Source organism: Nakamurella multipartita DSM 44233 (assembly GCF_000024365.1).
GTDB lineage: Bacteria > Actinomycetota > Actinomycetes > Mycobacteriales > Nakamurellaceae > Nakamurella > Nakamurella multipartita.
The window spans coordinates 3,668,241-3,680,405 of the sequence record NC_013235.1 but is presented as its reverse complement, the minus strand read 5'-3'; the positions used below and the strand labels follow the sequence as shown (position 1 = coordinate 3,680,405).

The 12,165-nt window shown below is 72.6% G+C and carries 9 protein-coding genes; 8 read left to right on the top strand and 1 reads right to left on the bottom strand.

The window, feature by feature from the left end; all coding sequences use genetic code 11:
- Positions 1 to 18: 18 nt before the first annotated feature.
- Positions 19 to 1,842 carry a DEAD/DEAH box helicase gene (locus NAMU_RS16520; RefSeq protein ID WP_015748536.1) on the bottom strand — a complete coding sequence of 608 codons (1,824 nt, stop codon included), beginning with the start codon at positions 1,840 to 1,842 and terminating at the stop codon, positions 19 to 21.
- Between the two features lie 307 nt (positions 1,843 to 2,149).
- Here NAMU_RS16520 and NAMU_RS16510 point away from each other — a divergent pair, with 307 nt between their 5' ends.
- The 8 genes from NAMU_RS16510 to NAMU_RS16475 all read left to right on the top strand — a co-directional run bounded on the left by NAMU_RS16510 (position 2,150) and on the right by NAMU_RS16475 (position 12,164).
- Entirely contained in the window at positions 2,150 to 2,401 is a 252-nt protein-coding gene (locus tag NAMU_RS16510; protein ID WP_015748535.1) for a YdeI/OmpD-associated family protein, read from the top strand.
- A gap of 59 nt (positions 2,402 to 2,460) precedes the next feature.
- Complete coding sequence (locus tag NAMU_RS16505) at positions 2,461 to 3,138, top strand: LON peptidase substrate-binding domain-containing protein (protein ID WP_015748534.1); 678 nt, start codon at positions 2,461 to 2,463, stop codon at positions 3,136 to 3,138.
- Between the two features lie 21 nt (positions 3,139 to 3,159).
- A complete protein-coding gene (locus NAMU_RS16500) occupies positions 3,160 to 3,951 on the top strand; it encodes an endonuclease/exonuclease/phosphatase family protein (protein ID WP_015748533.1) in 792 nt (263 codons plus the stop codon).
- A 93-nt stretch (positions 3,952 to 4,044) separates the two neighbouring features.
- Complete coding sequence (locus NAMU_RS16495) at positions 4,045 to 4,410, top strand: YciI family protein (protein ID WP_015748532.1); 366 nt, start codon at positions 4,045 to 4,047, stop codon at positions 4,408 to 4,410.
- Positions 4,411 to 4,424: 14 nt separating this feature from the next.
- Positions 4,425 to 5,723, top strand: coding sequence for an RNA polymerase sigma factor (locus tag NAMU_RS30535; RefSeq protein ID WP_015748531.1), 1,299 nt, complete (start codon positions 4,425 to 4,427; stop codon positions 5,721 to 5,723).
- Positions 5,710 to 6,768 carry an LLM class flavin-dependent oxidoreductase gene (locus NAMU_RS16485; protein ID WP_015748530.1) on the top strand — a complete coding sequence of 353 codons (1,059 nt, stop codon included), beginning with the start codon at positions 5,710 to 5,712 and terminating at the stop codon, positions 6,766 to 6,768. The genes NAMU_RS30535 and NAMU_RS16485 overlap by 14 nt, the downstream gene beginning before the upstream one ends.
- Before the next feature lie 73 nt (positions 6,769 to 6,841).
- Entirely contained in the window at positions 6,842 to 8,641 is a 1,800-nt protein-coding gene (gene aspS / locus NAMU_RS16480) for an aspartate--tRNA ligase (RefSeq protein WP_015748529.1), read from the top strand.
- Between the two features lie 103 nt (positions 8,642 to 8,744).
- Positions 8,745 to 12,164, top strand: coding sequence for a transglutaminase family protein (locus NAMU_RS16475; protein ID WP_015748528.1), 3,420 nt, complete (start codon positions 8,745 to 8,747; stop codon positions 12,162 to 12,164).
- Position 12,165 lies beyond the last annotated feature (1 nt).

Sequence of the window (12,165 nt, the reverse complement as noted above, 5' to 3'; positions counted from 1 at the left end):
GACCGTCAGTCGATCAGGTTAGCGACCGCCGCGTCCGGCCCGGACCGGACGGTGATCGTGGCCGTGCTCGAAGCCCTGGCCGTCCCGGCGCGGACCGTGCGAATCGCGCTGTCCGGCCCAGGGCCGGCGACCGGCCGCGTCCTCGCGGTCGGGCTCGATCCGCAGGGTGCGGCCGCTGACCTTGGCGTTGGCGATCCGGCCGAGCGCGGCCGGGGACAGCTCCGCGGCGATCTCGACCGTGGAGAAGGTGTCGAAGATCTCGATGCGGCCCAGATCCTTGCCGCTGACCCCACCCTCGCCGGCGATGGCGCCGACGATGCCGGCCGGGCGCACCCCGTCCCGATGACCGACGGCGACGCGGTAGCGCCGACCGAACGGCGGGCGGGCCGCGCGGCCGGGCCGGTCACCGGCGGCTGAGCGCACCTTGGTCTTGCGGTCCTTCTCGAACGACGCCGGCTCCACGGCCGGGGTCCGCTCGACGCCGTCGTCGCCGGCGGCCAGCGCCAGCAGCGCGGCGGCCAGTTCCTCGGCGGTGATCTCGGACTCCGCGAGCAGGTCGCGGATCAGCCGGTTCTGCCGGCCCAACCGGCCCACGTCCAGACGGGTCAGAGCCTTGCGCAGCACCATGGCCGCCTTGTGCGCGGTCACCTCGTCCGGGCTGGGCGGGACGATCTGCTCCAGGGTGCCGCGGGTGGCCCGTTCGATGGCCCGCAGCCGGCCCATCTCCCGAGGGGTGAAGAACGTCAGCGCGGTACCGGTGCGGCCGGCCCGGCCGGTGCGGCCGATGCGGTGGACGTAGGCCTCCGGCTCGCCGGGGGCGTCGAAGTTGACCACCAGGTCGATCCGGTCGACATCCAGGCCGCGGGCGGCGACGTCGGTGGCCACCAGCACGTCCAGGCGCCCGTCGCGGAGCCGCTCGATGATCTTCTCGCGCTCCTTCTGCGGGACGTCGCCGTTCATCACCGCGGCCGAGACGCCGCGGGCGAGCAGGTCGGTGCCGACCTGGTCGCAGGCCTCCTTGGTGCGGACGAACACGATCGCCGCATCGCCCTCGGTGACCTGCAGGAAGCGGGTCAGCGCGTCGACCTTGTCGCGGAACGGCACGACCGCGTAGATCTGCCGGACCGAGTCGACAGTCGAGGACTGCCGGCTCACGGCGATATCCACCGGGTTGGTCATGTGCTTGGCCGCGATCGACCGGATCGCCGGCGGCATGGTGGCCGAGAACAAGGCGGCCTGACGGGAGTTCGGGGCGTCGGACAGGATGCGATCCACGTCCTCGGCGAAGCCCATCCGCAGCATCTCGTCGGCCTCGTCGAGCACCAGGAAGCGCAGCCCGGACAGGTCCAGGGTGCCCCGCTCGAGGTGGTCGATGATCCGTCCGGGAGTGCCGACGACGACCTGGGCGCCGGCCCGCAGCGCGGCCCGCTGGGGCAGGAAGCCGGTGCCGCCGTAGATGGCGATCACCGACACGTCGGGCAGCGCGGTCGCGAACGAGGAGATGGCGTCGGCCACCTGGACGGCGAGCTCACGCGTCGGGCACAGGACCAGGGCCTGCACGCCGGGGGTCGGATCGATCGCGGCCAGCAGCGGCAGGCCGAAGGCGGCCGTCTTGCCGGTGCCGGTCTGCGCGACACCGGTGATGTCCCGGCCGGCGAGCAGCGCCGGGATGGCCGCCGCCTGGATTGCGGTGGGGGTGGCGAAGCCCAGGTCCTTGACGGCGCGCAGCAGCGTGCCGGGCAGACCCAGCTCGTCGAAACCGGGCCCGGTGGGTACCGGAGCGGTCTCCTGGATCGATTCAGAATCAGGGGTATCGGAAAGGAGGGCAGCCTGCATGGTCATCGAAAAAGAACCCAATCACTCGAAAGAACTGGAGCCTGGGAAGCCGGCCACGGTGGCTGGCCCGGTCGCAGTTCCCGAATGATGAACAAATCCGTCGTCGAGAAGGCGCGACTCACTCCGCGTAACGATCCCATGATAGCGGACGGCCGATCCGGCCGCTGACGGTGCCCCGGGCCGGCCCGAACGTGAAACCCGGGAGCGACGGGCCGGGTGATTGATGGCAGGCACGGCGCCGGAGGGGCAGACTTGAGCTGTCGATGATCACCATCAGGATCGGTCGGCGGATGATCAACAGTGAGAGGGGTCAATGATGATCACGGACAAGGGCGTGGCCGTGCCCGACGACATGGCGACGGTGCTCGAAGCAGACCAGGGAGCGCTGGCGGCGTTCCAGTCGCTGCGACCGGATGACCAGCAGGTCTACGTCAAGTGGGTCGGGGCGGGCCACGGCGCCGACGCCCGCAAGGAGCGGCTGGCCGGCCTGGGCGAGCACGTGAAGTCCTACCAGCGCCGCCCGGCCGAGGAGCACGGGTCTCCGCACCCGCTCCAGGACGTCTGACTCAGGAGGCTGGCTCGGACCCAGGATGGCCCGCCCGGCCCGGTCGTAGATTGGGTCGGGTGAGCGTCATCACCCTGCCGCTGTTCCCGCTCGGGACCGTGCTGTTCCCCGGTGCCCGGCTGCCGCTGCACATCTTCGAGCGGCGCTACCGCACGCTGATCGCCGACATCCTGGCCCGTACCGACGGGTTCGCCGAGTTCGGCGTCGTCGCGATCCGGGCCGGCCTGGAGGTCGGTGAGCACGGCGTCGAGAGCCTCTACCCGGTCGGCTGCACCGCGGCGGTGCAGCGCGTCCAGCCGTTCACCGACGGCAGCTTCGACATCCTGACCGTCGGCGCCCGCCGGTTCGCCATCCGCGGCGTCCATCCGCCGATGCCCGACACCGCCGACGAGGCCGAGATCGAGTTCCTGGCCGAGGCCCCATCGGCGCGCAGCGACGACCTGGCCCGCACGGCGGCCCGCACCTTCCACCGCTACCGGCGCGCCCTGCTGGAGGCGCAAGGACTGGATGCCGACGGCCCGTTCACCCTGCCGACGGATCCGGTCGACTGCTCCTACGCCATCGCCGCGACCATGGTGCTGGACCTGACCGACCGCCAGCGCCTGCTGCAGGCCGCCACCGTCGACGACCGGCTGACCCTGGCCCTGGAGCTGCTGCGCCGGGAGATCGCCATGGTCGGGCAGATGTCGCTGCGAGCCGGCGAGGAACTGTCGCGGGGGACGTACTCGCCGAACTGACCGCCGCTAAGGTGCGCAGGCGTGCGGATCGTGTCGGTCAACGCCTGGGGCGGCGCCCTCGCGGATGACCTGCTCAGCTGGATCGCCGACGACCCGGCCGACGTGCTGTGCCTGCAGGAAGTCCCGCGCATCCCCGGCGGTTCGGGCTGGACGCAGTTCGCCGACGGCGAGCGCACGTTGCCGCAGCGCGCCGATCTGTTCGCCGATGTGTCGTCGGCCTTGCCGCATCACCAGGGGCTGTTCGTGGCCAGCGACAGCGGCCCGGTGACCGATGCGGACGGTCGACCCCGCCAGCAGCAGTTCGGGGTCGCCACCTTCGTCTCCGATGCGGTGCCGCTGGTCGGCGTCGAATCCGCCTTCGTGCACGGCCGGTACGTCGCGCACCGGCAGTGGCCGCGGGGCGATCGACCGCGCGCGGCGCTGGCCGTCCGGCTCGCCGTCGAGGCCACCCGTTTCATCACCGTCGTGCAGCTGCACGGGCTGCGCGATCCCGCCGGCAAGCAGGACACCCCGGCCCGGGAGGGGCAGGCGCACCGGCTCGCCGACCTGGTCACCCACGCTCGCGGTCCCGGCGATCTCACCGTGGTGTGCGGCGATCTGAACCTGCTGCCGACCAGCCACACCTTCCAGGTGCTGGCCGGGATCGGGCTGACCGACCTGGTCGGCACCGCCGACACCCGCACCTCGCGCTACCCCAAGCCGACCCGGCATGCGAGCTACCTGCTGATCTCCGAACCCGACGCGGCCCGGACCTTCACCATCCCGGCCCATCCCGAGGTGTCCGACCACCGGCCGCTGGTCCTGGAAATCTGATCCCGGCCCGCTGTCGATTCTGGCCGATCCCGTTCGTCTGGTGCTGTGATGACGGTGCACGCAGTGCCGTCCGGACACCCAGTGGAGGGTCTCATGCCCCGGTACGTGTTCCTGATCGTCGAGAACGAGGGCGGGTACGCCGACGCCCACCCGGCCGAGATGGAGAAGGTGATGGCCATGCACCAGGACTTCGCCACCGCGGTGGCGTCCTCCGGGGCGACCTTGCACGGCGGGGAGGCGCTGCAGCCCACGCCGACGGCCCGCTACCTGCGGGGCACCCGGACCGACGGGGTGGCCGTGGTCGATGCACCCAATCCGGAGCTCAAGGAGGTCCTCGGCGGCTACTACCTGGTCGAGGCGGCCGACGACGAGCAGGCGTTGGAGCTGGCCAAACTGTGCCCGGCACCCCACGGGTACGTCGAGGTCCGGCCGGTGTGGGAGTTCAGCAACCCGCAGTGAGGGCTCGTGGTCCGGTGAGCACCGGCGCGGCCGCTGCGGCCGGGGTCGCGGTGGCCAGGGCCCGGACGGAACTGTCCGGCCGGGTCCTGGCCGTTACCCTGCGGGCGGTGGCCGACGCCGACATCGCCGAGGAGGCGACCGCCGAGGCTTTCCTGTCGGCGGTCGAGACCTGGCCGCGGACCGGCGTTCCCGAGTCGCCGGAGGCCTGGCTGATCACCGTCGCCCGGCGCAAGGCCCTGGATCGGCTGCGCCGCGACTCACTGGGTCGCCGGCTGGCCCTGCGGATGCTGCCGCCGCAACCGCACCCGGCCGCGGACAGCGGCATCGACGTCGGGGTCATCGGGGACGAGGAACTGCGCCTGGTGGTGCTGTGCGCCGATCCCCGGCTGCCCGAGTCCGATCAGATCGCGCTCACCCTCAAATGGGCGTGCGGGGCCAGCACGGCGGCCATCGCGGCGGCCCACCTGGTCAGCACGCCGACGATGGCGGCCCGGCTGACCCGGGCCCGCAAGAAGCTGGCCGCGGCCGGTCCGCGGCTGGACCTGCCGGACGACGCGACGGTCGACGCGCGGCTGCCGGCGGTCTGCCGCGTGCTGCACTTGGCCTACACCCTGGGTCACACGGCGGCCGACGGCGCCGAGCTGACCGACGAGGACCTGACCGGCCGGGCCGTGCACCTGACCCGCACGTTGCACCGGCAGCGCCCCAAGGACGCCGAGATCACCGGTCTGCTCGCGCTGGTGCTGCTCGGCCAGGCCCGGTCGAGCAGCCGCATCGTCGACGGCCGGCAGGTGCTGCTGGCCGACGCGGACCGCACGGCCTGGGACCGAGCGCTGGCGGACGAGGGCCTGGCCCTGTCCGAGCTGGCCCTGGCCCAGGGCATCGTGGCCGGCGCCCGGCCCGGGCCGCTGGCGTTGCAGGCGGCGATCTCGGCGGCGCACACCCGGGCGTCCTCGTTCGCCGACACCGACTGGCGGCTGATCGTGCAGCTCTACGGCCTGCTGCTGACGGCCGAGCCCAGCCACACGCACGCGCTGGGCCGGTGCGTGGCGGTGTCCTACCTCTACGGTCCGCAGGTCGGGCTGGCCGACCTCGACGGGGTGATGGCGGACGGGGTCCTGAACCGCTACCCGTACGCCCATGCCGCCCGCGCCCAGCTGCTCGAGCGGGCCGGCCGGCCCGAGGACGCCGTGCGGGCCTGGCAGGCGGCGGCCGCGACCGGGCGCACCGACGCGGAACGGGCGTATTTCACCGAGCGGGCCGGGAACAGTCGCGCCCCGGCCGTGGTTGCCACTGAGCGTGAATACTCCTGAGCTCGCCAGCGCCTTGACCACGACCGCCGGCGTTCGGCTGTCCGTCCTGGACCTGGCCGGCGTCGGCGTCGGCACCTCGGTCGGCGACGCACTGGCCGCCACCACCGCGCTCGCCGTCCGGGCCGAAGAGCTGGGCTATCACCGCTTCTGGGTCGCCGAGCACCACGGGATGCCGGCCGTGGCCTCCGCCGCACCGGCCGTCCTGCTGGCCCACCTGGGCGCGCACACCTCGACCATCCGGCTCGGCTCGGGCGGGGTGATGCTGCCCAACCACGCGCCGATGGTGATCGCCGAGCAGTTCGGCACGTTGGCCGCGCTGCATCCCGGACGCATCGATCTGGGGCTGGGCCGGGCGCCCGGATCGGATCAGCTGACCGCCTACGCGTTGCGCCGCCGGATGGACCCGTCGGGACCGGACGACTTCGCCGACCAGATCGACGAGCTGGTGCACTTCATGCGGCGCGACTTCCCGGCCGACCACCCGTTCGCGGCGATCCGGACCACCCCGGCGATCCCGGTGCCGCTGTACATCCTGGGCTCCTCGGACTACGGCGCCCGGTTGGCCGCCCGGCTCGGCCTGCCCTACGCCTTCGCCCACCACTTCGCCGGCGCCGGGGGCAACACCGGGGCCGCGCTGGATCTGTACCGGTCCCAGTTCCGGCCCTCGGACGTGCTGGCCGAGCCCTACCCGATGATCGGCGTCAGCGCGCTGGCCGCCGACACCGAGGAGCGGGCCCGCTACGAAGCGCGAGCCGGCGCCCTGTCGATGCTGCTGTTGCGCTCGGGCCGGCTGCAGGAGATTCCGTCGCCGGAGCAGGCTGCCGCCTACCCCTACTCGCCGGCCGAGTTGGACCTGCTGCGGGCGATGGGGCGCACCGAGGTGGTGGGCTCGGCCGAGCAGGTGGCGGCCGGGCTGGACGAGCTCGCCCAGCGCTACGGCGTGCGCGAGATGATCATCTCCACCCGGGCCTACAGCCTGCCGGCCAAGCTCGCCTCGATGGACCTGATCGCCCAGGCCTACTCCCGGGTGGGTGCCGCGGGCTGACCGGTCGCACGGGCCGGACCGGCTCCGGCCGTAGGATCAGCGGGTCCTCGACACCAGCCCGAAGGAATCCTCTGTGCTCCGCGATCGCAACGCCGGTTCCCTGCGCCCCACCGACGACGGCACCACCGTCACCCTGGCCGGTTGGGTGGCTCGTCGACGCGATCACGGCGGCGTCATCTTCATCGACCTGCGGGACGCCTCCGGGGTGGCCCAGGTAGTGTTCCACTCGGGCGAGGTACTGGCCGCCGCGCACCAGCTGCGCAGCGAGTACTGCGTGCGGGTGACCGGGACCGTGGCCATCCGGCCGGCCGGCAACGAGAACCCCGACCTGCCCACCGGCGCGATCGAGGTCGAGGCCCTCACCCTGGAGGTGCTCTCGGAGTCCGCGCCGCTGCCCTTCCAGATCGACGACACGATCTCGGTCGGCGAGGAGACCCGGCTCAAGTACCGCTACCTGGACCTGCGCCGGGCGGCCCCGGCGCACGCGCTGCGGCTGCGGGCCAAGGTCAGCCGGGCGGCCCGGGACGTGCTCGACGACGCCGGCTTCGTGGAGATCGAGACCCCGACGCTGACCCGCAGCACCCCCGAAGGGGCCCGCGACTTCCTGGTTCCGGCCCGCCTGCGGCCCGGTTCCTGGTACGCGCTGCCGCAGTCGCCGCAGCTGTTCAAGCAGCTGCTGATGGTGGCCGGGATGGAGCGGTACTACCAGATCGCCCGCTGCTACCGGGACGAGGACTTCCGCGCCGACCGGCAGCCCGAGTTCACCCAGCTCGACATCGAGATGTCCTTCGTCGAGCAGGACGACGTGATCGCCATCGGCGAGCAGGTGATCGCCAGCCTGTGGCGGCTGATCGGGCACGAGATCAGCACGCCCATCCCGCGGATCAGCTTCCGCGAGGCGATGGACAAGTACGGTTCGGACAAGCCCGACCTGCGGTTCGACCTGCAGCTCACCGAACTGACCGACTACTTCGCCAGCACCCCGTTCCGGGTCTTCCAGGCGCCCTACGTCGGGGCCGTCGTGCAGAAGGGCGGCGCCAGCACGCCCCGCCGCGGCTTCGACGCCTGGCAGGAGTGGGCCAAGCAGCGCGGCGCCCGCGGTCTGGCCTACGTCACCATCGCCGCCGATGGAACCCTGGGCGGCCCGGTGGCCAAGAACATCTCCGAGGACGAGCGGGCCGGGCTGGCCGCGGCGGTCGGCGCCGAGCCGGGCGACGCGGTGTTCTTCGGCGCCGGCACCCGCAGGTCCACCCAGGAGCTGCTCGGCGCGGCCCGGCTGGAGATCGGCCGGCGCGGCGGGCTGATCGACGAGGACGCCTGGTCGTTCGTGTGGGTGGTCGACGCGCCCCTGTTCGAGCGCACCGACGAGACCGACGATGTGACGGTCGGCGGCGCCGGCAGCACCTGGACCGCCGTGCACCACGCGTTCACCTCGCCCAAGCCCGAGTGCCTGGACACCTTCGACACCGACCCGGGCTCGGCGCTGGCCTACGCCTACGACATCGTCTGCAACGGCAACGAGATCGGCGGCGGCTCGATCCGTATCCATCGGGCCGACGTGCAGGAACGCGTCTTCGCCGTGATGGGGCTGACCCCCGAGGACGCCCAGACCAAGTTCGGGTTCCTGCTGGAGGCGTTCAGCTTCGGCGCCCCGCCGCACGGCGGCATCGCCTTCGGCTGGGACCGGATCGTCATGCTGCTGGCCAAGGCGACGTCGCTGCGCGAGGTCATCGCCTTCCCCAAGTCCGGCGGCGGCTTCGATCCGCTGACCGCGGCCCCCGCGCCGATCACCCCGGAGCAGCGCAAGGAGGCCGGGGTGGACTACGTGCCGCCCAAGCCGGCCAAGGCGACCGAGTCGAGCACGCCCAGCTGACCGGCGGCGCCCGGCTCGGCGTCAACACACGGTCGAAACACACCGTGCCTAGAGTGTGCGACCGACCAGGCCTGGGGCCCGGCGACATGGAGAAGGGAGCAGCGTGGGCATCAAGGTGGCGCTCGAGCACCGCACGTCCTACCGCTTCGACCGTTTGGTGACGATCCACCCGCACGTGGTCCGGCTGCGGCCGGCGCCGCATTCGCGGACCACGATCGAGTCGTACTCGCTGACCGTCGAGCCGGCCAACCACTTCGTGAACTGGCAGCAGGATCCGTTCGGCAACTTCATGGCCCGGCTGGTGTTCCCGGAGCGGGCCCGCGAGCTGACCATCACCGTCGGCCTGGTCGCCGACCTGGCCGTGGTCAACCCGTTCGACTTCTTCATCGAGGACTACGCCGAGCACTACGGCTTCACCTACCCGGCCGAGCTGGCCGCCGACCTGGAGCCGTACCTGCGGCCGGTCGACGAGGGCGGCCCGGGCAGCGGGCCGGGGCCACTGGTTCGCGGCTGGCTCAAGGACTTCACGGTCGCCGACCAGACCCGGATCGTGGACTTCCTGGTCCAGATCAACGCCGCGGTGCAGCGCTCGGTGGGTTACTCGGTGCGGATGGAGCCGGGCGTGCAGACCCCGGACCACACCCTGTCCACGGCGATCGGGTCCTGCCGGGACTCGGCCTGGTTGCTGGTCTCGCTGCTGCGCGAGCTGGGCCTGGCCGCGCGTTTCGTCTCCGGCTACCTGGTGCAGCTGACCTCCGACGTGCCGTCGCTGGACGGCCCGTCCGGCCCGGCCGCCGACTTCACCGACCTGCACGCCTGGGCCGAGGTCTACATCCCGGGCGCCGGCTGGATCGGCATGGACCCCACCTCGGGGCTGTTCGCCGGCGAGGGCCACATCCCGCTGTCGGCCACGCCGCACCCCTCCACGGCCGCGGCGATCAGCGGGTCGACCGGGATCGCGCAGACCACGCTGGAGTACTCCAACGTCGTCCGGCGGGTGCACGAGGACCCGCGGGTCACCCTGCCCTACATCTCCGAACAGTGGGTGGCCGTGCAGAAGGTCGGCCAGGAGGTCGACCGCCGGCTGACCGAGGCGGACGTGCGGCTGACCATGGGCGGCGAACCCACCTTCGTCTCCATCGACGACCTGACCGCGCCGGAATGGACGATCGCCGCGGACGGCCCGCAGAAGCGGGAACGGGCCGGCGTGCTGGCCCAGCGGCTGCGTGGCATCTACGCGGCGAACGGCATCGTGCATCGTGGGCAGGGCAAGTGGTACCCGGGCGAGCCGCTGCCGCGTTGGCAGATCGTGCTGCACTGGCGGGCCGACGGCCAGCCGCTGTGGTCCGATCCGAGCCTGTTCGCCGATCCGTGGGCCGAGCCGTCGGACAGCTTGGCGTCGGGGGCGGCGCCGGACGCCGGCGACCAGCGGCGGGACGCGGGCGTCGCGGAGGCCGGCGCCTTCGCCGAGTCCATCGCCGCCTACTTCGGACTGCCCCAGTCCCAGGTGCGACCGGCCTTCGAGGACCCGCTGGCCAAGCTGGCCGCGCTGGTCCGGCTGCCGGCCGGGGAGCCGGTCAGCCAGGACCTGACCGACGACTCACCGGACGCCCGGGCCGAATTGCTGACCACGCTCGATGAATCGGTGGAGACGCCGACCGCGTTCGTGCTGCCGCTGCATCGACTGGCCGCCCCGGCCGAGGACCGGGGCGATCCCGACGACGCGGCGGCCGAGCCGGCCACCGTCGGCTGGGCCAGCGCCGACTGGCGGCTGCGCCGCGGCCGGATCGTGCTGGTGCCCGGCGATTCTCCGGCCGGGCTGCGGCTGCCGCTGGACGCCATCTCCTGGCAGGAGCCGGAACCGCCGGTCGACCCGGATCCGCTGGAGGCCAAGCCGGAGCTGCCGGCCACCCAGCTGCACCGGCCGCGGGCGATCGTGGTCGAGGCGACCGGCGCGCCGACCACCGCCCTGGTGATCGAGGCCCGCGGCGGCCTGATCCACGTGTTCCTGCCGCCGATCCAGGAGCTCGACCCGTGGGTCGAACTGATCGGCGCCATCGACCACGCCGCGTCCAGCCTGGGCCTGCCGCTGGTGCTGGAGGGTTACCCGCCGCCCAACGACCCGCGCCTGAAAACCCTGTCGGTGACGCCGGATCCGGGCGTCATCGAGGTCAACGTCCAGCCGGTGGCCGGCTGGGACGAGCAGGTCGCGCTGACCACCACGCTGTACGAGCAGGCCCGGCTGAGCCGGCTGGGCACCGAGACGTTCGCGGTCGACGGCAGCCATCGGGGGACCGGCGGCGGCAACCACATCACCGTCGGTGGCGCGACCCCGGCCGAGTCGCCGTTGCTGCGCCGACCGGACCTGCTGGTCTCGCTGCTGACCCACTGGCAGCGGCACCCGGCCCTGTCCTACCTGTTCTCCGGTCAGTTCATCGGCCCGACCTCGCAGGCCCCGCGGGCCGACGAGGGCCGGCCCGAGTCGCTGTACGAGATGGAGATCGCGTTCTCGGAGATCGAGCGGGCGATCGCCCGGGCGGGTGGCCGGCCCGACGGGTCGGCCGCGCCGTGGGTGGTGGACCGGGCGCTGCGGCACCTGCTGACCGACCTGACCGGCAACACCCACCGCGCCGAGTTCTGCATCGACAAGCTCTACAGCCCGGACTCGGCCCGCGGCCGGCTCGGGCTGCTGGAACTGCGCGGCTTCGAGATGCCGCCGCACGCCCAGATGGCGCTGGTGCAGGCCCTGCTGGTGCGATCGCTGGTGTCCCGGTTCTGGGACGAGCCGCTGCGGGCCCCGCTGATCCGGCACGGGGACAACCTGCACGGCCGATACCTGTTGCCGCACTATGTGATCTCCGACATCGCCGAGGTGGCCGCGGATCTGCGGGCGCACGGCATCGACTTCCAGACCAGTTGGCTGGACCCGTTCTTCGAGTTCCGGTTCCCCCGGCTGGGCACGGTGACGGTCGGCGGCATGGGCCTGGAGCTGCGTTGGGCGATCGAGCCCTGGCACGTGCTGGGGGAGGAGGCCACCGCCGGCGGCACCGCCCGCTACGTCGACTCCTCGGTGGAGCGGCTGCAGGTCAGCCTGACCGGGGCCTCCGGTCCCGGGCAGGTGTGGGTGACCTGCAACGGCTATCCGGTCCCGCTGCAGCCGACCCACGTGCCGGGCCTGCTGGTCGCCGGCGTCCGCTACCGGGCCTGGCAGCCGCCGAGCTCGCTGCACCCGACCATCCCGTCGGATTCGCCGCTGGTCTTCGACGTGGTCGACGCGGTCAGCGGAGTCTCGTTGGGCGGGGCCACCTATCACGTCTCGCATCCGGGCGGTCGCAGCTACGAGACCCCGCCGGTGAACGCGATGGAAGCCGAGTCGCGGCGGACCCGCCGGTTCGACGCGGCCGGGCACAGCCCGGGCGAGATCGACATCAACCAGTTGCGGGAACGGGCGGGCCTGCTCGCCGTCGACCACAACGCCCCGGGCATGCTCGATCTGCGCCGGGCCAGGGCCATCTGCCGGTGAC

Coding starts and splice junctions, on each gene's coding strand:
- NAMU_RS16495 (WP_015748532.1), top strand. CDS start 4,045: ATGCCCCGGTACGTGTTCCTGATCGTCGAGAACGAGGGCGGGTACGCC.
- NAMU_RS16520 (WP_015748536.1), bottom strand. CDS start 1,842: ATGACCATGCAGGCTGCCCTCCTTTCCGATACCCCTGATTCTGAATCG.
- NAMU_RS16510 (WP_015748535.1), top strand. CDS start 2,150: ATGATGATCACGGACAAGGGCGTGGCCGTGCCCGACGACATGGCGACG.